At 63.6% G+C, this 22,642-nt stretch carries 20 protein-coding genes; 14 read left to right on the forward strand and 6 right to left on the reverse strand.

The window, feature by feature from the left end:
* Positions 1-44 precede the first annotated feature (44 nt).
* Positions 45-938 (reverse strand): LysR family transcriptional regulator, encoded by an 894-nt coding sequence (locus OUY36_RS08830; protein WP_152481122.1) that lies wholly within the window; start codon positions 936-938, stop codon positions 45-47.
* A gap of 122 nt (positions 939-1,060) precedes the next feature.
* On the opposite strand from OUY36_RS08830, the gene OUY36_RS08835 reads away from it, so the two are divergent.
* The 11 genes from OUY36_RS08835 to OUY36_RS08885 all read left to right on the forward strand — a co-directional run bounded on the left by OUY36_RS08835 (position 1,061) and on the right by OUY36_RS08885 (position 11,794).
* Entirely contained in the window at positions 1,061-1,882 is an 822-nt protein-coding gene (locus OUY36_RS08835; RefSeq protein ID WP_230724843.1) for an FAS1-like dehydratase domain-containing protein, read from the forward strand.
* A gap of 70 nt (positions 1,883-1,952) precedes the next feature.
* Complete coding sequence (locus tag OUY36_RS08840) at positions 1,953-3,116, forward strand: acyl-CoA dehydrogenase family protein (RefSeq protein ID WP_267937623.1); 1,164 nt, start codon at positions 1,953-1,955, stop codon at positions 3,114-3,116.
* A 114-nt stretch (positions 3,117-3,230) separates the two neighbouring features.
* Entirely contained in the window at positions 3,231-3,635 is a 405-nt protein-coding gene (locus tag OUY36_RS08845) for a VOC family protein (RefSeq protein WP_267937624.1), read from the forward strand.
* Positions 3,632-4,984, forward strand: a complete 1,353-nt coding sequence (locus OUY36_RS08850) for an MmgE/PrpD family protein (RefSeq protein WP_267937626.1) — start codon at positions 3,632-3,634, stop codon at positions 4,982-4,984. Before OUY36_RS08845 ends, OUY36_RS08850 begins: the two co-directional genes overlap by 4 nt.
* Positions 4,985-5,114: 130 nt before the next feature.
* Complete coding sequence (locus OUY36_RS08855) at positions 5,115-6,320, forward strand: CaiB/BaiF CoA transferase family protein (RefSeq protein ID WP_061340777.1); 1,206 nt, start codon at positions 5,115-5,117, stop codon at positions 6,318-6,320.
* A gap of 20 nt (positions 6,321-6,340) precedes the next feature.
* On the forward strand, positions 6,341-7,168 hold the full coding sequence (locus OUY36_RS08860) for an HpcH/HpaI aldolase/citrate lyase family protein (protein WP_267937631.1): 828 nt from the start codon (positions 6,341-6,343) through the stop codon (positions 7,166-7,168).
* A 54-nt stretch (positions 7,169-7,222) separates the two neighbouring features.
* On the forward strand, positions 7,223-8,212 hold the full coding sequence (locus OUY36_RS08865) for a TRAP transporter substrate-binding protein (protein ID WP_267937634.1): 990 nt from the start codon (positions 7,223-7,225) through the stop codon (positions 8,210-8,212).
* A gap of 118 nt (positions 8,213-8,330) precedes the next feature.
* The gene (locus OUY36_RS08870; protein WP_267937637.1) at positions 8,331-9,221 is read left to right on the forward strand and encodes an alpha/beta fold hydrolase; all 891 of its coding nucleotides are present in this window, start codon (positions 8,331-8,333) and stop codon (positions 9,219-9,221) included.
* Positions 9,222-9,593: 372 nt separating this feature from the next.
* Positions 9,594-10,184 carry a hypothetical protein gene (locus tag OUY36_RS08875; RefSeq protein ID WP_267937640.1) on the forward strand — a complete coding sequence of 197 codons (591 nt, stop codon included), beginning with the start codon at positions 9,594-9,596 and terminating at the stop codon, positions 10,182-10,184.
* A 421-nt stretch (positions 10,185-10,605) separates the two neighbouring features.
* Positions 10,606-11,193, forward strand: coding sequence for a hypothetical protein (locus OUY36_RS08880; protein WP_267937643.1), 588 nt, complete (start codon positions 10,606-10,608; stop codon positions 11,191-11,193).
* A 127-nt stretch (positions 11,194-11,320) separates the two neighbouring features.
* Positions 11,321-11,794, forward strand: coding sequence for a hypothetical protein (locus OUY36_RS08885; RefSeq protein ID WP_267937646.1), 474 nt, complete (start codon positions 11,321-11,323; stop codon positions 11,792-11,794).
* A gap of 65 nt (positions 11,795-11,859) precedes the next feature.
* Here OUY36_RS08885 and OUY36_RS08890 read toward each other — a convergent pair whose 3' ends face one another.
* Positions 11,860-12,795 (reverse strand): hydroxymethylglutaryl-CoA lyase, encoded by a 936-nt coding sequence (locus tag OUY36_RS08890; RefSeq protein ID WP_267937648.1) that lies wholly within the window; start codon positions 12,793-12,795, stop codon positions 11,860-11,862.
* Positions 12,796-12,925: 130 nt separating this feature from the next.
* Positions 12,926-14,128, reverse strand: coding sequence for a CaiB/BaiF CoA transferase family protein (locus tag OUY36_RS08895; RefSeq protein WP_267937651.1), 1,203 nt, complete (start codon positions 14,126-14,128; stop codon positions 12,926-12,928).
* A 176-nt stretch (positions 14,129-14,304) separates the two neighbouring features.
* Here OUY36_RS08895 and OUY36_RS08900 point away from each other — a divergent pair, with 176 nt between their 5' ends.
* Together OUY36_RS08900 and OUY36_RS08905 are read left to right on the forward strand one after the other, a co-directional pair.
* Positions 14,305-15,204: a LysR family transcriptional regulator gene (locus OUY36_RS08900; RefSeq protein WP_267932600.1), complete on the forward strand. Its 900-nt coding sequence runs from the start codon at positions 14,305-14,307 to the stop codon at positions 15,202-15,204.
* A 145-nt stretch (positions 15,205-15,349) separates the two neighbouring features.
* Positions 15,350-16,348: a TRAP transporter substrate-binding protein gene (locus OUY36_RS08905; protein WP_020306080.1), complete on the forward strand. Its 999-nt coding sequence runs from the start codon at positions 15,350-15,352 to the stop codon at positions 16,346-16,348.
* Between the two features lie 154 nt (positions 16,349-16,502).
* On the opposite strand, the gene OUY36_RS08910 is transcribed toward OUY36_RS08905, so the two are convergent.
* The gene (locus tag OUY36_RS08910; RefSeq protein ID WP_267937656.1) at positions 16,503-17,828 is read right to left on the reverse strand and encodes a DUF2254 domain-containing protein; all 1,326 of its coding nucleotides are present in this window, start codon (positions 17,826-17,828) and stop codon (positions 16,503-16,505) included.
* 250 nt (positions 17,829-18,078) lie between these two features.
* On the opposite strand from OUY36_RS08910, the gene acs reads away from it, so the two are divergent.
* Positions 18,079-20,034 carry an acetate--CoA ligase gene (gene acs, locus OUY36_RS08915; protein WP_267937657.1) on the forward strand — a complete coding sequence of 652 codons (1,956 nt, stop codon included), beginning with the start codon at positions 18,079-18,081 and terminating at the stop codon, positions 20,032-20,034.
* A gap of 101 nt (positions 20,035-20,135) precedes the next feature.
* Here acs and OUY36_RS08920 read toward each other — a convergent pair whose 3' ends face one another.
* Positions 20,136-20,495 carry a YgaP-like transmembrane domain gene (locus OUY36_RS08920; protein ID WP_013982476.1) on the reverse strand — a complete coding sequence of 120 codons (360 nt, stop codon included), beginning with the start codon at positions 20,493-20,495 and terminating at the stop codon, positions 20,136-20,138.
* Positions 20,496-20,581: 86 nt separating this feature from the next.
* Positions 20,582-22,612: a S9 family peptidase gene (locus tag OUY36_RS08925; protein WP_152481129.1), complete on the reverse strand. Its 2,031-nt coding sequence runs from the start codon at positions 22,610-22,612 to the stop codon at positions 20,582-20,584.
* Positions 22,613-22,642 lie beyond the last annotated feature (30 nt).

Raw genomic sequence — 22,642 nt, forward strand, 5'->3', positions numbered from 1 at the left:
CGTGTCTACCGCCGTTCGGCAGCAAGCGGCGACTATCGTTCGCTTCAGGCCGGGCCGTCGGCCACGAGGGTCGCGATCAGCGCACGCACGCTGCCGGGCAGCGCGTCCAGTTCGCGAACCAGAATGCTGCGCTCGCGCACCGCCCAGGGTTCGTCCAGTGTCACCAGCGCGAGCTGCATGGTGCGGCTGTGCCGCCTCGCGGCGGACTCCGGGATGATGCCGATGCCCACACCGGCCTCGATCATCCGACAAACCGCCTCGAAGCTGGAGACCTGGATGCGCAGTGAGAGCTGGCCACCCAGTTTTTCCACTTGGTCGCGCAGAAAGGTCAGCAGGGTGCTGCCTTCGTGCAGGCCGATGTGCTGGTAGGCCAGTGTCTGGCGCAGCGTGACCTGTCGCTCGCCTGCCAGCGGATGGCCGATCGGCACTGCCAACAACAGGCGGTCGGTGCTGAAGTGCAGCACCTGAAGCCCCTCTGCGCGTACCGGCCCGGCAATGATGCCCATGTCCGTGCTGCCGTCGAGCACACCGCGGACGATGTCGCGGCTCAGCCTTTCCTGCAGGTCAACGCTTACGCCGGGGCGCTCGGCGAGAAAGCCGGCCAGCACCTCCGGCAGGAATTCGGTCACCGCCGTGGTGTTGGCGAAGATACGGATGTGTCCGGCCGAATCGGTGCCGTATTCGGTGAACTCGCTTTTCAGGTAGTCCACCTGGCGCATGATCAGCCGCGCATGCTGCAGCAACTTGTGGCCGGCCGGCGTCAGCTCGACACCGCGGCTGTCGCGGTAAAGCAGGCGGCTGTCGAGCTGGCCTTCCAGCGCCTTGATGCGCGCGCTGGCGGCTGCCGGCGAGAGGTGTGCGCGTCGTGCGCCCTGGGTCAGGCTGGGGGACTCGGCAATATGGATGAACAGGCGCAGGTCGGCCAGATCGAAGTGCATAGACGTCTCGGTTTGGGCTAGGCGTTCAGCTTAGCCGAACGCTGGTGTCGGTAAATACAAATTCTCGGAACGCTGGCTTCGTAGCATCCTGCGGCAAAACAAGACAACAGCGGAACCCGACGATGACCGATACCTCTGCCTGGATTGGCCGCAGCGAAGAAGTCCACGACCAGCTCAGCCGCAACCTGCTGATGCGCATTGCCGCGACCTTCGGCGAAAGCACTCCCGCGCACGGCGAAGCGCTGCCACCTCTGTGGCAATGGTGCTTCTTCCAGGAGCCGGTTGCCGAAAGCGGCCTCGGCGAGGATGGCCACCCGGCACGCGGTGGCTTCCTGCCTCCGGCGGATAACCGCAACCGCATGTGGGCCGGCGGCCGGGTCGAGTTCCTTCGTCCGCTGGAAGCCGGCGGCGAGGCGCGACGCGTGTCTACCATCAAGCACATCGAGGAGAAACAGGGCCGCACCGGCGCGCTGCTGTTCGTCACCGTGCAGCATGACTATCTGCAGGACAGCCGGCTGGCGATCCGCGAGGAACAGGACATCGTCTACCGTGAGCCCACCCCGCCGAAGACCAGCAGCGGCGAACCCATGGTCGCCGGTGGCTGGCGCGAGGCGGTCACACCGACGCCGACGCTGCTGTTCCGTTATTCGGCGGTCACCTTCAACGGCCATCGCATCCATTACGACTGGCCCTACGTCACCGAGACCGAAGGCTATGCCGGCCTCGTCGTTCACGGCCCGCTGATCGCAACCTTGAACCTGCGCGCCTTCTGCCGCGCCAATCCCGACGCCCGCCTGCGCCGCTTCGCCTACCGCGGCCTGCGCCCGCTGATCGCGCCGCAGCCGTTCGAGGTCGGCGGTCGCATCGTCGCGCCGGGAAAGGCCGAACTCTGGGCCGGCGACCACAACGGCCTGGCGCAGAAAGCCGAAGTGGAATTCGACTGAATCGTAGGGTGGATAACGGCGCAGCCTTATCCACCGTTGAGGCCGCGTGCCGCACAAGCGAGAAACCGAGATGAACCCGAACAAGACCGAAGAACTGAATTTCATCCGCGAAGGCGTGCGCGCCCTCTGCGCCGAATTTCCCGCCGAATACTGGCGCAAGATCGATGAGGAAAAGGGCTTCCCGGAAGCCTTCGTCACGGCCATGACCGAGGCCGGCTGGCTCTCGGCGATGATCCCGGAAGAATACGGCGGCTCGGGCCTGGGCCTGGCCGAGGCCTCGGTGATCCTCGAGGAGGTCAACCGGTGCGGCGGCAACTCCGGGACCATCCACGGGCAGATGTACAACATGTTCACCCTGCTCAGAAACGGCAGCGAGGAGCAGAAGCGCTACTACCTGCCGAAGCTGGCCAGCGGTGAGCTGCGCCTGCAGTCCATGGGCGTCACCGAGCCGACCACCGGCACCGACACCACCAAGATCAAGACCACCGCCGTGCGCCAGGGCGACAAGTACGTCATCAACGGGCAGAAGGTGTGGATCTCGCGCATCCAGCATTCCGACCTGATGATCCTGCTGGCACGCACCACGCCGCTGGCCGAGGTGCAACGAAAGTCCGAGGGCATGTCGATCTTCCTCGTCGACCTGTGCGAGGCCATCGGCAACGGCCTGACCGTGCAGCCGATCGCCAACATGGTCAACCACGAGACCAACGAGCTGTTCTTCGACAATCTGGAGATTCCCGCCAGTAGCCTGATCGGCGAGGAGGGCAAGGGCTTTCGCTACATCCTCGACGGCCTGAATGCCGAGCGCACGCTGATCGCCGCCGAGTGCATCGGCGATGGCCGCTGGTTCGTCGAGAAGTCCGCGCAGTACGCCCGCGACCGTGTGGTATTCGGCCGGCCCATCGGGCAGAACCAGGGCGTGCAGTTCCCCATCGCCGAAGCGCATATCGAGATCGAGGCCGCCGACCTGATGCGCTGGCGCGCCTGCGAGGAATACGACGCCGGGCGCAACGCCGGGGCGGCGGCCAACATGGCCAAGTACCTGGCAGCCAAGGCCAGCTGGGAAGCCGCCAACGCCTGTCTGCAGACTCACGGTGGCTTCGGCTTCGCCAACGAATACGACGTCGAGCGCAAGTTCCGCGAGACGCGGCTGTACCAGGTGGCGCCGATCTCCACCAACCTGATCCTGTCGTACGTGGCCGAGCACCTGCTCGAGCTGCCGCGCTCGTTCTAACGGAGCCAGACGTAGGGTGGAAAACAGCGAAGCCTTTTCCACGTGTATCGAACAGGCGATACAAGTGGTGGAAATGCTTCGCGATTTCCACCCTACGAAAGAGGGAAGTGCGTCATGAATATCAGCCATCTCGACCACCTGGTGCTGACCGTCGCCGACCTTGAGGCAACGATCGACTTCTACACCCGCGTGCTCGGCATGCAGGCGGTGACCTTCGGCGAAGGGCGCAAGGCGCTGGTCTTCGGCAACCAGAAGATCAACCTGCACCAGGCCGGGCGCGAATTCGAGCCCAAGGCCGAGCGGCCGACCCCGGGGTCGGCGGACCTCTGCTTCATCGTTGCCACACCGCTGGCCGAGGTGATCGCACACCTTCAGGCGCAGCAGGTCGCCATCATCGAAGGTCCGGTGCAACGCACCGGCGCGACCGGACCGATCCGCTCGGTGTACCTGCGCGACCCCGACCAGAACCTCATCGAACTGTCCAATCCGTTAGAGAATTCGCTGGAGCCCAACGCATGAGCCAGCACACCCGTGCCCTGACCGAATTCCTCGCCGGGCTCGCCTACGAGCAGATCCCCGAACCGGTGCTCGCCCGCACCGAAGACCTCTTTCTCGACTGGCTCGGCTCAGCCCTGGCCAGCGCAGGCTCGCATCCGATTCCGCTGTTCGAGCGTTACGCGCAGAAGATGGGCCCGGCCGACGGGCCGGCGCGCATTCTGGTCAACGGCCAGAGCAGCTCGGCCTATTTCGCCGCGCTGGTGAATGCCGCCAGCTCGCACCTGGTGGAGCAGGACGACCTGCACAACAGCTCGGTGTTGCACCCGGCCACGGTGGTGTTTCCCGCTGCGCTGGCGGCGGCGCAGGATCTCGGCAAGTCCGGCCGCGAGCTGTTGGTGGCCTCGGTGGCCGGCTACGAGGCGGGCATCCGCATCGGCGAGTTCCTCGGCCGCTCGCATTACCGCATCTTCCACACCACCGCGACGGTCGGCACCCTGGCTGCGGCGGTGGCCGTTGGCAAGCTGATGGAGTTCGACCAGCAGCAGTTCACCCATCTGCTCGGCAGCGCTGGTACGCAAGCGGCGGGGCTGTGGGAGTTTCTCCGTGACGCGGCGGACTCCAAGCAGCTGCACACCGCCAAGGCGGCCGCCGATGGCCTGCTCGCCGCCTACCTGACCGCCGATGGCCTGACCGGCGCACAGAACATTCTCGAAGGCGAGCAGGGCATGGCGGCGGGCATGTCCCGCGATGCCGAGCCGAGCAAGCTGTCGGATCGGCTCGGCAGCCGCTGGGCGCTTGCCGAGACATCCTTCAAATTTCACGCTTCGTGCCGCCATACCCATCCGGCTGCCGATGCACTGCTTGACCTTATGCAGCGTGAGGGGTTGAGCGCGGCAGACATTGCCAGCGTCACTACCCGCGTGCACCAGGGCGCGATCGACGTGCTCGGCCGCGTGACGGTGCCGCAGACGGTGCATCAGGCCAAATTCTCCATGGGCACCGTGCTGGGGCTGATCGCCCTGTACGGCAAGGCCGGCCTGACCGAATTCCACAACCATGCGCTCAGCGACCCGCGCGTCGGCGAGTTCCGCGCGAAGGTCTCGATGACCCTCGATCCCGAGGTGGACGACGCCTACCCGGCACGCTGGCTCGGTCGCGTCGAAGTGACCACCGCCGATGGCCGCACGCTGCACGGCGCCATCGACGAGCCGAAGGGCGACCCGGGCAACACGCTGAGCCGCGCCGAGCTGGAGGACAAGTTCCGCCGCCTGGTGCAGTTCTCCGCGGCGCGCAGCGATGACGAGGCGGGCGCGCTGATCGATACGGTCTGGCGCCTGCGCGAGCTGCAGCGGCTGGACGCGTTGGCCTGAACTGAACCGTAGGGTGGATGACGGCGAAGCCTTATCCACCAATGTGGCGCCAGAGCCCCAGGGGCTGGAACAAACGCGTGGAAATGGCTTCGGCGATTTCCACCCTACGCCGAAATTGCAGGAACCGAACATGAACGACACCCAAGTCAAACCCCGCCCACTCGATGGCATCACCGTGGTCAGCCTCGAGCACGCCATCGCCGCGCCGTTCTGCACGCGCCAGCTGGCCGACCTCGGCGCACGGGTGATCAAGATCGAACGGCCCGGTGCCGGCGACTTCGCCCGCGGCTACGACGAGCGGGTCGACGGCCTGGCCTCGCATTTCGTCTGGACCAACCGCTCGAAGGAAAGCCTGAGCCTGGACGTGAAGCAGGACGCCGCTGCCCAGGTGCTCGACCAGCTCTTGGCCAAGGCCGACGTGCTGGTGCAGAACCTGGCCCCTGGCGCCGCCGCGCGCATGGGGCTCTCCTTCGAGGCGCTGCACGAGCGCTTTCCGCGGCTGATCGTCTGCGACATTTCCGGCTACGGCGAGGGTGGCCCCTACGAGCAGAAGAAGGCCTATGACCTGCTGATCCAGAGCGAAGGCGGCTTTCTCTCCGTCACCGGCGGGCCGGGTGAGACCGAGATGGCCAAGGCCGGCTGCTCCATCGCCGACATTGCCGCCGGCATGTACGCCTACACCGGCGTGCTTTCGGCGCTGATGCTGCGCGACAAGACGGGCGAGGGCAGCCGCGTCGACGTTTCCATGCTCGAAAGCCTGGTGGAGTGGATGGGCTACCCGTTGTATTACGCCTACAAGGGCGCTACGCCGCCGCCCCGTGCTGGCGCCGCGCACGCCACCATCTATCCCTACGGACCGTTCCCTACGGGTGACGGCGGCACGGTGATGCTCGGCCTGCAGAACGAGCGCGAGTGGCTGGCGTTCTGCGACAAGGTGCTGCTGCAGCCGGAACTGGCGCAGGACGAGCGCTTCTCGAGCAACGCCCGGCGTTCGGAGAATCGCACCGAATTGCGTGCGCTCATCGTCGAGGCGTTCAGCCACCTGAGCGCCGAAGAGGTGATCGCCCGGCTGGATGCTGCGCCCATCGCCAATGCGCATGTCAACGACATGGCCGGTGTCTGGGCGCATCCGCAGCTAAAGGCGCGCCAGCGCTGGAGCGAGGTGGACAGCCCGGCCGGTCGCTTGCCTGCGCTGCTGCCGCCGGGGCGCAACAGCGCCTTCGCCCCGCGAATGGACCCGATCCCCGCCTTGGGCCAGCACACCGACAGCCTGCTGGCCGAGCTGGGTTACGCCCCCGGCGACATTCAGCGCTTACACGAGCAGGGCGCGGTATGAGCGTGCCCAGGAGCCAGCCCATGAACTCATCGATCATCCGTAGCGCGCTGTTCGTCCCGGCGACCCGCCCGGAGCGCATTCCCAAGGCGCTGGCGAGCGGCGCCGACGCGGTCATCGTCGACCTCGAGGATGCGGTTGCGGAGAACCTTAAGGCAGAGGCGAGGGGCAACCTCGATGCTTTCCTCGCTGCCAACCCGGCGGCGTGCCTGCTGGTGCGCATCAACGCGCCAACCCATGCCGAGCAGGCCGCGGACCTGGCGCTCTGTGCCCGTCATGCCGGCGTCGCCGGCGTGCTGCTGCCAAAGGTCGAAAGCGCGGTGCAGGTTGCGCTGGCGGCCAGCTGCGGCAAGCCGGTCTGGCCAATCGTTGAAAGTGCCCGCGGGCTGGCCAATCTGGCGGAAATTGCCGACGCCCAGGGTGTCGAGCGGCTGTCCTTCGGCGCGCTGGACCTGGGCCTCGATCTCGGCCTGGCCAACGGCACCGCCGGCGCCGAGCGCATGCTTGACCAGGCACGCTATGCGCTGCTGCTGCAGTCGCGATTGGCCGGGCTGGCAGCACCGCTGGACAGCGTCTTCCCCGACATCAAGAACCTCGAAGGCCTCGCCCGTGCCGCTGCCTACGCGCGTGACATGGGCTTTGGCGGCCTGCTGTGCATCCACCCGAGCCAGGTGGCCGTGGTGCACGAAACCCTGATGCCCAGTGCCGCGGAACTAGACTGGGCGCAACGCATCCTCGCCGCCGGAGCTTCCGGCGATGGGGTTTTCGTGGTGGACGGACAGATGGTCGACGCCCCCGTCATCGGCCGTGCCCGTCGCCTGCTGCAACGTGCCGGGCAAGCGGTGCCCTGACCGCAACGCTTGCCCGCGAAACGTACCAACCGACAAAAACAAGAGGGTACTTCCATGCTGAGTAACAAGCTCAAGGCACTCGCCTGCGCGCTTTCTTTCACCGTCGCCGGGCTGGTGCATGCCGACCCCGTGACCATCAAATTCGCCCACGTAGTGGCGGACAACACACCGAAGGGGCAGGGCGCCCTGCTGTTCAAGAAACTCGCCGAGGAACGCCTGCCCGGCAAGGTGAAGGTCGAGGTCTACCCGAACTCCTCGCTGTTCGGCGACGGCAAGGAAATGGAGGCCCTGCTGCTCGGTGACGTGCACATGCTGGCCCCCTCGCTGGCCAAGTTCGAGCATTACGCCAAGGCCATCCAGATCTATGACCTGCCGTTCCTGTTCGACGACCTGGCGGCAGCCGATCGTTTCCAGAGCGGCCCGCAGGGCAAGGCACTGCTGCGCGCGATGGAGGACAAGAACATCACCGGCCTGGCCTACTGGCACAACGGAATGAAGCAGCTTTCGGCGAACAAGCCGCTGCGCGAGCCGAAGGATGCCCGTGGGCTGAAGTTCCGCGTACAGGCCTCGGCAGTGCTCGACGAGCAGTTCAAGGCGGTGCGCGCCAACCCCCGCAAGATGAGTTTCGCCGAGGTTTACCAGGGCTTGCAGACCGGCGTGGTCAATGGCACCGAGAACACCTGGTCGAACTATGAAAGCCAGAAGGTGCACGAGGTCCAGCCTTACATGACCGCCTCCGACCACGGCCTGATCGACTATATGGTGATCACCAACACCGAGTTCTGGAACGGCCTGCCGGAAGACGTGCGTGGCGAACTGGAAACGATCATGGATGAGGTTACTGCCGAGGTGAACCGCCAGGCCGACGACCTCAACCAGCAGGCACGCCAGGCCATCGCGGCCTCCGGCAAGACCGAAGTCATCGAGCTGACCCCCGAGCAGCGCGCGATGTGGCGCGAGGCGATGAAACCGGTGTGGAAGAAGTTCGAGAACGACATCGGCGCCGAGCTGATCGAAGCGGCGCAGGCGGCCAACCGCTCCTGAGCTCCAAAGGCACCAAGCGGCGGAGAACGAACGGGCCTGTCCGATGTGACCGGCCCGTTTTTTTATGCCTGTAACCAGGCTTATGCTGACCGACCAGAGCGCGCAAGGAGACGCCGGCATGAGTCGTTACGCCAAGGTCAGCACACCCGTGCTGGATATCGCTTATCTCGAATGGAACCCCCGCGGCCAGCAAGTGGCCGTGCTTGTACACGGCTGGCCGGATTGCGCCGAGAGCTGGACCGATGTCGCCGAGCGCCTGGCCGCAGCAGGCTACCGCGTGCTCTGCCCGACGCTGCGCGGCTTCGGCCAGACGCGCTTCACTGATCCGCTGACCCCACGCAGCGGCCAGCTCGCCGCGCTGGGCCGTGACCTGCTGGATTTCATCGACGCATTGCGCCTCGACCAACCGGTGCTGGTCGGCCATGACTGGGGTGCACGGGCGGTGGCGAACGCCTGCGGGCTGCGCCATCACGCCGCCGCACGGCTGGTGATGCTCGCGGTGGGCTACGGCACCAACGATCCGAACCAGCAGATTTCCCTGACCCAGGCGCGCAACTACTGGTACCACTGGTACATGGCCACCCCGCGCGGCGAGCAGACAGTAGTCGAGGATCGCGCGGCCTTCACGCGGTTGCTGTGGGATACCTGGTCACCGGCCGGCTGGTACGCCGAGGCTGATTTAATCCAGGCACTGGAGGCATTCGACAACCCGGACTGGGCCGCCGTGGTACTGCATTCCTATCGCCACCGCTGGGGCTTCGTCGATGGCGACCCTGCCTATGCATCGGACGAGGCGCTGCTGCAACCGGCCCCGGTGCTCGCCGTGCCGACGCTGGTGCTGCACGGCGAGGCTGATACCTGCAACGCGCCGGAAACCTCGGCCGGGCGTGAGGCCTTGTTCAGCGGCCCATACCACCGTCAGTTGCTGCCAGGCGTCGGCCACTTCCCCCAGCGCGAGGCACCGCAGGCGGTGGCCGAGGCGATTCTGCAGTTCTGTCAAGGGGACTGAGCCCGCTGTTACATGCTGCGGGCGGCGAGACCTAACCGTTTCTCTGGCCTGCAGTGGTTGGTTTTCCTCGGGTTCTGCTAGGTCTGCCGCTTGTACTAGCCAGCTTTTTTTTTTTGCAGCTCTACACGGCATGGAATCTCGAAGCCTTATCGAAACGGCAATTGTCGAGCGTGTGCGAAAGGTCGCAGGCGAGGCAAGGTTTGATGACATCAATTTCATGCTTCCCGGAGCTGGTGTATAAACACCCGGCGTCGCTGAGAGGCCCGAGCTAGAGGCTCGGAGACAACAGAGAGTGGAATGTTGTACACCAAGCCCGTTCGGCGTCTTATATACCACTGTCGTCTAATTATAGTTGGCTACTAGGAAAGCACCGTGCCGAAAAAGAAGAGTGTCAAGAAGTCTGCTCGGGAATTTATAGAGCACGCCGATGAACTACAACAGTTCGTAGCTGGACCCGCGCAAGGTCTTTCAGATCAGCAAAATTCTTGGTGCCACGACTATGCTGTTATTCGACTTTATCGTGAATTTGAGCAGATGATGCTGTCGGCAATAGTTGGCGCAATAAACAACAGCACAGCAACAATCTCTTCAACAACAGGTGTCGAGTTCCCAAAACATCTTACGGACGAGGTGTGTGAGTATCTTGTACTTGGCGGCAACTATTTCGATTTCAAAGGTCGGGACGGACTTATAAAAACTCTCAAAAAATTTGTTCCAGATAATCATTACTTGATCGCCATAATAAAGAAAGATAAATACAAACAAACTCTAGAGCGGCTATCTGCCCTTAGAAATTATGCCGCCCATGAAAGCGCTAAGTCTAAGCGGGCCGTCTTAAATGCCATCGGGCAAGAAAGAGTTGGTTCCGCAGGGTCGTGGTTAAAAATAAAAGGTCGCTATGGCGCCATCTCGGACAAACTTAAAGAGCTTGCAAGTGAGGTTGAAATCGCTGCCCCATACTAGCTCGGCAGCTAACAACTGGTTCAAACCGTTCGCTTCGCTCACTGGGACGGGCTAAAGCCCGCCCCTTAACCAAACGTTAGGTATTCAGTCCCATCATGAAGAACGATAGCGAAGAAATCCCTCTCGAAGATGAGTGCGTCACACACAACCACCCTGTTCCTGCTGCAGAGCTTGCTCGGTATAGCATAGAGAGAGACACTCACTCCGAGCGAGACCGAGCTATGTTGAAGGGCAAGCCCCCGATGAAGTTGTCCATCATGTAGAGCTAATCAAACGGGAGGTCGTCGTAGGCAACGTTTATGAAATATGGGATGTTACGACAGATAAGGACCGCTGGTGGGTCATTACAAATCTAACGAATCTGTATTCTCAAAAACACTTTCCAAGTCTCGACTACACTCTATCTTTCCATATCGGTCTAATGATGCGACTCAGAAGTCGCTCCGGCCGTGTTGATGCAGATGACCCCAGCCCCTTTGATGAAGTTTTGAGACGGATAGATCAGGCACAAAGCAAACATGACGGTGCAGTGGAGGCGGAGGAGTACCAATCCGTAGGAATGCTGCTCAGAGAAAGCCTCATATCACTCATAGCAGCTCTTCGCCGCCGCACTGAGCTTCCCGCCGATCTTGAGCGCCCGCAGGATGCAAACTTTATCGCTTGGACAGAGGCTCTTATGAACCTGCTGTGTGGGGGTGGCAGCAATAAAGAACTAAGGCAGCATCTCAAGAACACTGCCAAAGAATGCTGGCAATTGGTCAATTGGCTCACTCATACCAGAAGTGCAAGTAAAACAGCTTCATCAGTTGCTATTCACTCCTGCCAAACAACTATCGGACACTTTATCCAAATACTGGAGAGAAGCCGGGCAGACAAAACAAAGAAATGCCCGGTCTGCAAATCGCGCGACATCCGAACGCATTTTGATATCGCAATCCCGCCAGATGGCGAGTACTACATGAGTTGCGGCGTCTGCGATTGGACAGACCATCCAGGAGAAGTAGAGTGACGAACGCTACAAAGCCATTCTCTGCGCATAAAAAATACCTAACAACGGCTTCAAACCGTTCGCTCTGCTCACTGGGACGGGCTAAAGTCCGACCCTTAACCAAACGTTAGAGTTCAGAGAAACCAGAATGACTGTTCATCATATCCGACTCGAGCAGCAGCACTCAGATACTTTTTCGGCGTATGTCGCTAGAGTCTCGGAGGCCATTCGCAATCCTCCACCACTACTGCCTCTAAGCAAGGAAAAGCTGACTGATTTGCCGGACTCGCCGGGCATCTATGCGATATTCGAGAACGAAGAGCTCGTCTATGTTGGTGAGTCCGGATGCCTGAAGGAGCGAATCGGAGACCTTTTCAGAACAAGGAATCATTCGTTCAGGAGATCGCTTGGGGAAGAAAGGTTCCGTGACTTCGTCGGCTTTGAGCGCGCCACCACAAAACGCGGCTTCACTCCTGAAATTGAGGCTGCGCTGACGAAGTTATGTAGTGACTGCCTTTCAATACTGATTGTTCCGGTGGCGTTTGGAAGAAAGGAGATCGAAGAGCAGTTCGTGGCCGCAGGTGGCAAGCTTCGCAACAAGCGTGGACGGCGCGGGAGATGAACTCTAGCAAACGCATCAAGTTTGTGCGCACTGCGCGTCCGACTCGCAAAAAGCGAGGCGTTTCTTCAAACGCCAGCTTCCTCCATCCACTTCGGTCTCGGGTAACGACGATCGGCCTTGCCGGCCCTGAGTACCGCGCCCGGTACGTCGTGGCCGACCAGTTGGGGCAGGTCGGCGGCGCATTGCAGCAGACGGTCGAGATCGACGCCGGTGTTCAGCTCCATGCGCTGGAACATATGCACCAGGTCCTCAGTGCAGATATTGCCGCTGGCACCCGGCGCGTAAGGGCAGCCGCCGAGTCCGCCGAGAGAGGCATCGAAGCGGTCGATGCCGGCGTTCAGCGCTGCCAGCGCGTTGGCCAAGCCCATGCCGCGGGTGTTGTGGAAGTGTGCGGTGAATGCTGCCTGCGGCCAGCTGTTCAGCACTTCGCGGCAGATGCGCTCGACCTGCGCCGGGTCGGCCATGCCGGTGGTGTCGCAGAGGGTGATGCCCTGCACGCCGATTTCCAGCAGGCGTTGCACCAGCTCATAGATGCGCCGCTCGGGCACGTCGCCCTCGAAGGGGCAGCCGAAGGTGGTCGATAGCGAGGCGTTGATGAACACGCCACTGCCGCGAGTGACTTCGATGATTTCGCGGAACTGCACCAACGACTGTTCGGGCGTCATGCGCAGGTTGGCCAGGCCGTGGGTATCGCTGGCCGACATCACCAGGTTGATCTCGTCCACCTCGCAGGCCAGGGCGCGCTCGCAGCCCTTCACGTTGGGCACCAGCACGGTGTACTCGACGCCCTCCGCACGGCGGATGCTGCGCATCACGTCCTCGGCGTCGCGCAGGTTGGGGATGGCCTTGGGCGAGGTGAAGGAGGTGACCTCGATCTTCGCCAGCCCGGTTTGCGAGAGGCGGTCGATCAGAGCGATCTTGGCTTCGGTCGGCACGAAGTCCGCTTCGATCTGGAAGCCGTCGCGGGTGGCGACTTCCTGGATATACAGGCGTTTGCTCATGGGAATCCTGTCGGTTGGACCTGGGCGTAGGGTGGATGACGCTTTACCCATCCACCGTGTGGTTTGCTGGCTGGTGGACAAGCTTCGCGTTGTCCACCCTACGTATGGCGCAGGGTGGATGACGCACTGTTCAGATGATCCCGCGTTCGCGCAGGCCCTGGCGTTGTTCATCGGTGAGGCCAAGGCCGGCCAGCACGTCGTCGGTGTGCTCGCCCAGTTGCGGGCCGCCTTCGCCGATGCGCCCCGGCGTGCGCGACAGCTTGGGCAGCACACCCGGCACCTTGAGCGGGCCGCCGAAGGTCTGCACCTGCTCGATCATCTGCCGCGCCAGGTAGTGCGGGTCCTTGACGATATCGGCGGCGGTGTAGGGATAGCCGGCCGGCACGCGGGCGCCCTTGAGCGCTTCGATCACCTCATCGCGGCTGTGCTGGATGGTCCATTCGCCGATGGCGGCATCGATCAGCTCGGCGTGCTGGGCGCGGCCGTCGTTGTGGGCGAAGCGCGGATCATCGGCAAGGTCCTGGCGGCCCATCAGGGTCATCAGGCGCTTGTAGATGCTGTCGCCATTGCCGGCGATCAAGACGTAGGCGCCGTCGTTGCACAGATAGGAATTGGACGGCGTGATGCCGGGCAGGGCACTGCCAGCCGGCTCGCGTACATAGCCGAAGGCGTCGTATTCGGGCACGAGGCTTTCCATCATGGCGAACACCGACTCGTACAGCGCCACGTCGATTTCCTGACCCTGGCCGCTACGGTTGCGCTCCTGCAGGGCGAGTAATACACCGATCACGCCATACAACGAGGACAGCGAATCGCCGATGCTGACGCCAACCCGCACCGGCGGCTGGCCGGGATAGCCGGAGAGGTGACGCAGGCCGCCCATGGCTTCGCCGACCACACCGAAGCCCGGCAGGTCGCGATAGGGGCCAGTCTGGCCGTAGCCGGAAATGCGCAGCATGATCAGCCGAGGGTTCAGCTTCGACAGCTCACCCCAGCCCAGACCCCATTCTTCCAGCGTGCCGGGGCGAAAGTTCTCCACCAGGATGTCGGCTTCGGCCACCAGCTGGCGGACGATTTCCTGGCCTTCCGCGGCCTTGAGATCCAGCGTCACCGAGCGCTTGTTGCGCGACTGCACATGCCACCAGAGCGAGGTGCCGTCCTTGAGCTTGCGCCACTTGCGCAACGGGTCGCCGACCCTGGGCGGCTCGATCTTGATCACATCGGCGCCGAATTCGCCGAGCAGCTTGCTGGCGAAAGGGCCGGCGATCAGTTGACCCATCTCGATCACCTTGAGGCCCTGCAGCGGCAGGTTCTTGTCTGTCTGTTCGCTCATCACGACACCTGTGCCGGTTGATTCATGGTGCCGAGCATGACCGACACATTGGCAGCGGACAATTGGTCGTTGGCCAAGCATGGCTTCGCACTCCACGAAGCCATGAGAGGTGGGGCCGTGGAATAGCGGCGGGAATAGGTGCATGCTTCGTCACCCGCGAATACGGAAGCTTGCCCATGCGCCGCATCGATTTCGTCACCCTTCGGCTGTTCGTCGCCATCGCCGAAACCCGTAGCCTGACCCGCGCCGCCGAGCGCGAGCATCTGGCGCTGGCAGCGGTGAGCAAGCGCGTCAGCGATCTGGAAGGGCAACTCGACGTCAGCCTGCTCTATCGCCAGCCCAAGGGCGTCGAGCTGACGCCGGCCGGCCACGCGCTGCTGCACCACGCGCGCAACCTGCTGGACAACCTGCAGCAGCTGGACGCTGACCTCAGCGAGTTCAGCCAGGGCGTGAAGGGCCATGTGCGCATCCACGCCAACACCTCGGCGGTGATCGAGTTCCTGCCCGAAGACCTGAGCGCCTTCGCTCGCCAGCACCCGGAAGTGAAGATCGACCTGGAGGAGCGCGTCAGCAGTGACACCCTGCGCGCCCTGCGCGAGGGGCTGACCGATATCGGCATCTTCGCCGGGCACATGCCGGCCGAGGACCTGCAGGTGTTTCCCTACCGCGAGGATCGCCTGGTGCTGGTCACGCCACGCGAGCATCCGCTGGCCGGCCGCGGATGCATTGCACTGCGCGAAGCGGCAGGCTTCGACTTCATTGGCCTGCAGCAGGACGCCTCGCTGCATGCCCTGCTGCAGCAGTCGGCACAGCAGATGGGCACGCCGCTGCGCCTGCGCATCCAGGTGCGCAGCTTCGAGGCGATCTGCCGGATGATCCACACCGGCATGGGCATCGGCGTGCTGCCCGAGCAGGTGGTGCGCAACTACCTGCCGGCACTGGACGTGGCCATGGTGCCGCTGACCGATGTCTGGGCGCGGCGCGAACTCAAGCTCGGCGTGCGCAATCTGGAAAGCCTGTCGGTGACTGCCCGGCAGATGCTCGAACACCTCACGCTTCGCGAAGGCCAGGCCTGAGCGAAGCCGTTTGGCGGCGCGATCGCGTCACGGCCTTCGCCAAACGCGAAGTCGCGCTTGGCCAATTAGCAATTCAGCCCGAGGGGGCGGCGGGGTAGAGTCGGACCAGCTGCATGGCTCACACAACTACAAAACGGAGCTCTCCATGGCACGACTCACCCGTGGCATCACCCGTCTGCTCGCCGCTTCAGCGCTGTTTAGCGTCCTCGGCGCCCAGGCCGATCCGATCCTGATCAAGTTCTCCCATATCACCGCCGACAGCACGCCGAAGGGTCAGGGCGCGCTGATGTTCAAGAAGCTCGTGGAAGAGCGCCTGCCCGGCCAGGTGGAAGTGCAGGTATTCGCCAACTCCTCGCTGTACGGCGACGGCAAGGAGATGGAAGCACTGCTGATGAACGAGGTGCAGCTGCTGGCGCCGGCACCGTCGAAGCTCGAGCAGTACACCAAGCAGCTGCAGCTGTTCGACCTGATGTTCCTGTTCGACGACATGGCCGCGGCGCAGCGCTTCCAGCAGTCGGATAAGGGCCGCGCCATGCTCAAATCCATGGAGGACAAGGGCATCACCGGCCTGGCCTACTGGCTCAACGGCATGCGCCACTTCACTGCCAACAAGCCGCTGCGCGAGCCGGCCGACGCCCGCGGGCTGAAATTCCGCGTACAGCCCTCGGACCTGCAGGCCGCCCAGTACACCGCCCTGCGGGCGGTGCCGCGCAAGATGGCCTTCGCCGAGATCTACCAGGGCCTGCAGACCGGCGTGGTCAATGCCCAGGACAATCCCTGGTCGAACATCTACAGCCAGAAGTACCACGAGGTGCAGAAGTACATCACCGAGTCCGGCCACGGCATCGGCAACTACCTGCTGATCACCAACACCAGGTTCTGGAACGGCTTGCCGGCAGAGGTGCGCGGCGAGCTGGAAGCGATCATCGACGAGGTCACCGTGGAGGTGAACCGCCAGGCCGAGGCGCTGAACGAGAAGGCCAAGCAGGGCGTGATCGACTCGGGCAAGAGCGAGATCCTGGTGCTGACCGACGAGCAGCGTGCCCGCTGGCGCGAGGCGGTACAACCGGCCTGGAAGAAGTTCGAGGGCGAGATCGGCAAGGAGCTCATAGAGGCGGCCCAGGCAGCCAACTCTGCGCCCTGAGGCAAGCCCGCCAATGGTCTGTTAGACCAATGTGCAGTTTCGGCCACGGCGCTGGCTGCACAGAATGGCGGCGTCTATCTGCGTGATCGGACAAGTGTGTATTCCAACCGGATGGTTGACCGAGCGGCCCCTGAGGCCGCTTTTTTTTTTGCCTTCAGCTTTTCGCCGGAATTGGCAGTAATGCCAGCGGCGCCAGTTCGTCATGCAGGCGGTTGATGCGCTCCAGCAGATCGTTGACCGTACGGCGGTCACGGTCGTTCTGCAGGTCCGTATCCGCGGCGTCGCGCAGTGCCGCCAATTCATCCACGTAGGCCTCCAGCTGGTCGCTGGAGGGCTGCCCGTGCAAGGCAGTCTTCAGGCACTGCATCAGCGCCATGACGATCGCCGGGTCATTGCTGCCATAGGTACGAATCGGGTCGAGGATAAGCGTCAGCCGCCGTTGCGGGCTCAGCTGTGGATAGAACAGCCTGGGCTTGCCATTGTCGATGCAGCCCACGTCCAGCGGCGGAACGCCACCCAGGCGACCGAGCAACACACCGTGCAGATTGAGCACGCGTATTGCCGTGCCCGGGTCGTTGATCGACGGGCTGATGGCTTTTACCGCGATTTCGGTCATCTGCCGCATGCCATAGAAAACGTTGGCGCCGGCGAACTCTTCATCGTGGAAATCGAAGCAGTCGAGTACCTGCCGGGTTCGCCGGGCATCCAGTTCGGCGCTGACCTTGAGCAACGGATGCCCTTCGACCAGAAAGAAGCCAGGCTCCACCTGTAGCACTGCCTGCAGATCGTCCGGCCCCAAGAGCTCCCGCAGGCGTTGCTCGTTGACCTCGCGCAGATAGCCGGGCGTGACCGCTTCGATGCAGTACCAGTCGCGGTCATCTGGCGCCGCGGTGATCGACCCCAGGCGCTCGCAACGCTGCGTCAGGTTATGGCAGGCGCTGCGGTAGAGCTGGCCGACGATCCAGTCCACCTGGATGGATTGCGAGATGGAACGGATGAATACGACGAACAGGGCCATACAGCCCAGGCCCATCAGTACGGCGAGCAGCACGCCGAGCGCAGGCAGGCTATCGGGTTCGTTCTTGTTGATGAAGGCGATCATCAGCAGGAAGAACAGGATGCAGCCCAGGTAGTTGCCGAGGATCAGCTGGTTGCGCTGATCGCTGATCAGCCCGGGCAGCACGCGCGGGGAGAGTCGCGAGGCGGCCCCGTTGAGCACGACCATGACCATGGAAAAGCTGAACACGGTCAGCGAAATGATGCTGGTGATGAGCGTGCCGAGGATTTCCCGGGCGTTGTCCGCCTCTGCCAGGCCGGGCGGCAGCATGTTTCGCCAGGCGTGAGCCAGGTCGGTCGTTTCGAAGAGCAGGACGAGACCGCCCAACACGAAGTAGCCGGCCGGAATCACGGTGGGGTAGAAGACGATGCTCTGGGGGATCCGCTGCAGCTGACGAAACAGGGCATTGCTTGGTGCTGACATGGTGGCTCCCGGCGATGGCTATTACGAATTGAGACAGCAGCCCTCGGCAAATGGCCGCGAAACAGTGTCTATGCTTGGAGAGTGGCCGCTAGTCGCGGCCGCTGCGGTATTCGGCATCGGCTGATGCAGACGTCTGACAGGCGCGTGGTTGGCGATCCGCACGGGAAGCGTGGATCGATCGGGTGGTGAGGGTTCGCCTGCGAGACAAGGCTGCGACCGGAAAATAACCAGATAACCCGAGGTGACTGCCATGTGTGCTGCGTCCGTGTATCCCGTGTCCCCTGAGGCTGCAAAGCACTCCCTGACCGACGAGGCCGCTTATCGGGCCATGTATCAGCAGTCGGTGATCAACCCTGAAGGATTCTGGCGTGAACAGGCGGCACGGCTGGACTGGATTCGGCCCTTCAGCGAGGTCAAGCGCACCTCCTTCGACGACCATCACGTCGATATCAAGTGGTTTGCCGACGGCACGCTGAACGTGTCGGCCAATTGCCTGGACCGGCACCTGGCCGAGCGCGGCGATCAGGTGGCGATCATCTGGGAGGGGGACGACCCCTCGGAGCACCGCGAGATCACCTACCGCGAGCTCTACCAGGAGGTCTGCAAGTTCGCCAACGCCCTGCGTGGCCAGGATGTGCACCGCGGTGACGTGGTGACCATCTACATGCCCATGATTCCCGAGGCCGCGGTGGCAATGCTGGCCTGCGCGCGCATCGGTGCGATCCACTCGGTGGTGTTCGGCGGCTTCTCGCCGGAGGCATTGGCCGGGCGCATCATCGATGGCAGCTCGAAGGTGGTGATCACGGCCGATCAGGGCATACGTGGCGGCAAGACCATCGCCCTGAAGGAGAACGTCGACGAGGCGCTGACCAATCCGCAGACCCGTTGCGTGCAGAAGATCATCGTGGTGCGCCGCACCGGAGCGAACATTCGCTGGCACCCGCACCGGGACGTCTGCTACGACGACCTGATGCGGGTGGCCGGCGAGGTCTGCGCGCCGAAGGAAATGGGCGCCGAGGAGCCGCTGTTCATTCTCTACACCTCGGGCTCCACCGGGAAACCCAAGGGCGTGCTGCACACCTGCGGCGGCTACCTGCTGTACGCCGCGCTGACCCACGAGCGGGTCTTCGACTACCGCCCCGGCGATATCTACTGGTGCACCGCCGACATCGGCTGGATTACCGGTCATAGCTATCTGATCTACGGCCCACTGGCCAACGGTGCGACAACCCTGATGTACGAAGGCGTGCCGAACTATCCGGATGTCACCCGCATCGCCAGGATCATCGACAAGCACCGGGTCAACATCCTCTACACCGCGCCGACGGCAATCCGCGCGATGATGGCCGAGGGGCCGGCGGCGATGGAGGGTGCCGACGGTTCGAGCCTGCGCCTGCTCGGCACGGTGGGCGAACCGATCAATCCGGAAGCCTGGCACTGGTACTACGAGACGGTCGGTCGGTCGCGCTGCCCGATCGTCGATACCTGGTGGCAGACCGAGACCGGCGGCATCCTCATCAGCCCGCTACCCGGTGCCACGGCGCTCAAGCCCGGCTCGGCGACGCGGCCGCTGTTCGGCGTAGTGCCGGGGTTGGTGGACAATCTCGGCAACCTGCTGGAAGGCCCGGCGGAGGGCAATCTGGTGATTCTCGACTCCTGGCCAGGGCAGATGCGCACCATTTACGGTGACCACGACCGTTTCGTCGATACCTACTTCAAGACCTTCCGCGGCATGTACTTCACCGGCGACGGCGCGCGCCGCGACGAGGACGGTTACTACTGGATCACCGGGCGCGTCGACGATGTGCTCAACGTCTCCGGACACCGCATGGGCACCGCCGAAATCGAGAGCGCCCTGGTGGCGCATGCCAAGGTGGCCGAAGCCGCGGCCGTTGGCGTGCCGAATCCGCTCAAGGGCCAGGCCATCTATGTTTACGTGACTCTGGTTGCTGGTACCGAGCCCAGCGACACGCTGCGCCAGGAGCTGCAGCAGTGGGTCCGGCACGAGATCGGTCCGATCGCGGTGCCGGATACCATCCAATGGGCGCCGGGGCTGCCGAAGACACGGTCCGGCAAGATCATGCGCCGCCTGCTGCGCAAGATCGCCACGGACGACTACGACACCCTGGGCGATACCTCGACGCTGGCCGACCCTGGCGTCGTCGACCAGTTGATCGCTGCCCATGAGGCGGTGAAGCAGCGCTGAACTTCAGGGCGTCCGGCGAGCGCTCGACTCGCCGGGCTCATGGTCGCCTGGCAGCTTCGTTCGCCGACAACTCCGCTTGCCACAGGCCCGCAGGGCGATGCTCAGACGCCGGCGGGCGGGCTTTTCAGATCGTCGTTGCCGGTGACCGTGGTGCCGTTGGTAGCAGCTGCCGCGTTGGCCTGCAGTTGCTCCTTGTTCGAGTCATAGCGTTCAAACGGCATATGGTGCGAGCGCCCTTCGGCCATGCCAGCCTGTTCGCTGACTTCATTGAACACGCGCTTGGCCTCGCAGTGGCCGGTCACGCCCCGGGCAACGGCCATCCCGCCGATGCCCAGTTGCAGCAGACCACCGAGGCCTCCGCGGCGCAAACCCTTGGCGAGGAAGTACAGGCCGCCGGCCAGGGACATGGCGCGCTCCCAGCCGTGGACGTTCTGTTCGAGGTGCTTGGAAGAATTGTTCATGGGTGGGCTCCGACGAAGACATTCTCAATGAATGACTCTTGCCGGAGCCGCCTGTTCGCCACCGCAGGTCGGCGAGCATGGGCCGATCAGGCCATACCGAACACCTTGAGCACGAAGGCGTACTCCAGCGCCACATCCTTGAGCGCCTGGTAGCGACCGCTCATGCCACCGTGACCTGCGCCGAACTCGGTCTTGAGTAGCAGCAGGTTGTCGTCGGTGCGGGTGGCGCGCAGCTTGGCAACCCACTTGGCCGCCTCCCAGTACTGCACGCGGCTGTCGTTGTAGCCGGCCACGGCGAGCAGTGGCGGATAGGCCTGGGCCCGGACGTTCTCATAGGGCGCATAGGCGCGGATGCGTTCGTGTACCTCGGGCTGATTCGGGTCGCCCCATTCGTCGTACTCGGTCACGGTCAGCGGCAGGTCGGCATTGAGCATGGTATTGAGCACGTCGACGAAGGGCACCTCGGCGATCGCCGCACCGAACAGTTCCGGACGCAGGTTGAGTACGGCACCGATCAGCAGGCCGCCGGCACTGCCGCCGCTGATGGCCAGGCGCGGCGATGTGGTGTAACCGTCGGCCAACAGCTGCTCGGCACAGGCGATGAAATCGCTGAAGGTGTTCGGCTTGTGCTCCAGCTTGCCGGCGCGGTACCAGGCCTCGCCGAGATCGCCGCCGCCACGCACATGGGCGATGGCGAAGATGAAGCCGCGGTCGAGCAGCGACAGCCGCGCGTGGGAGAACCAGGGGTCCAGGCTATGGCCGTAGGCGCCGTAACCGTAGAGGTAGAGCGGTGCGGGCTTGCCGAAGCTGTCGCGGCGGCCGACCAGGCTGATGGGAATCTGCGTACCGTCCTGGGCGGTGGCCCAGATGCGCCGACTTTCATAGGCGTCCGCATCGAAGGGGCCTTCCACTGGGGTCTCCTTGAGCACCTCCTGCGTGCCGTCGGCCAGGGTCAGCTGGCGGATCTGCGCCGGGCGATTCAGCGCCTCGTAGCGCAGGCGGATCACAGTGCTGGTGAATTCCAGCGAGTTCTGCACGTGCAGGCTGTAGGCCGCATCGGGCAATTGCAGGCGATAGGGTTGGACGCCCTGCGGTCGTACCTCGATCACCGGCAGGCCGCTTGCGCGCAGGGTCAGGGTGATCGCCTCGGCGTTCAGGCTGACATCCTCGAGCATCACCGCGTCGTCATGTGGGACCAGCTCCTGCCAGTGCTCGCGGCCCGGCTCGGTCTCGCTGGCGTAATAGAGGGCGAAGTTGATGCCCGCCTGGTTGCTGCGGATCAGCCAGCGCCACTGGCCTTCGTACAGGCCATGATCGGGGAAGTACTCGTGATCCTCCTGGCGCGGTGCCAGACAGGTCCAACTGCCCTCCGGCTGGTCCGCCGACAGCACCCAGGCTTCGCTGGTGGTCTTGCTGTGGGAGAGGATGACCAGCTGGCGCTCGGAGCCGGCGCGGTAGCAATGCACGAAGAAGCGCCCGTCCGGGTCGTGATAAACCTCGCTGCTGTCCGTATCGCCAAGGCGGTGGCGGTAAATCTTGTGCGGGCGGTGGGTGTCGTCCAGCTCGCCGTAGAACAGGGTCTGGCTGTCGTTGGCCCAGGTCATGCTGCCGTCGCAGTTGTCGAAGGGCAGCTCGGTGACCGCGCCGCTGGCCAGGTCCTTGACGTACAGCCGGTAGATCTCGTCGCCCTCGCGGTCGAGGCTGTAGGCGAGCTTGCTGTGGTCCTGGCTGACACTGAAGGCACCCAGCGAAAGAAAACCGCCGCCGGCCAGCTCGTTGGGGTCGAGCAGCAGCTGTTCGGCGCTCTCATCGACGGTCAGCGAACCATCCAGCGGGCGCGGGCAGCGGTAGTGCCGCGGATACTCATCGCCCGCGGTGGTGCGCTGGTAGTACAGCCATGGCCCCCAGGGGGCGGGCAGCGATAGATCGGTTTCGCGGATGCGCCCTTTGATCTCCTGAAACAGGGCTTCACGCAGTTCGGCCTGATCGGCGAGCTGCTCCTCGAGGTAGGCGTTCTCCGCCTTGAGATAGGCCAGCACGTCCTCGGCGTCGCGATTCTCCAGCCAGCGGTAAGGGTCGGTGCCGGTGTCGGCGCGGGCGATGGGGGCTTGGGACATGCAGTACTCCGGATTCGGTGGTGCGTTGAC

Origin of the sequence: Stutzerimonas sp. R40042 (assembly GCF_026642215.1) — a bacterium.
GTDB classification, from domain to species: Bacteria; Pseudomonadota; Gammaproteobacteria; order Pseudomonadales; family Pseudomonadaceae; genus Stutzerimonas; species Stutzerimonas frequens.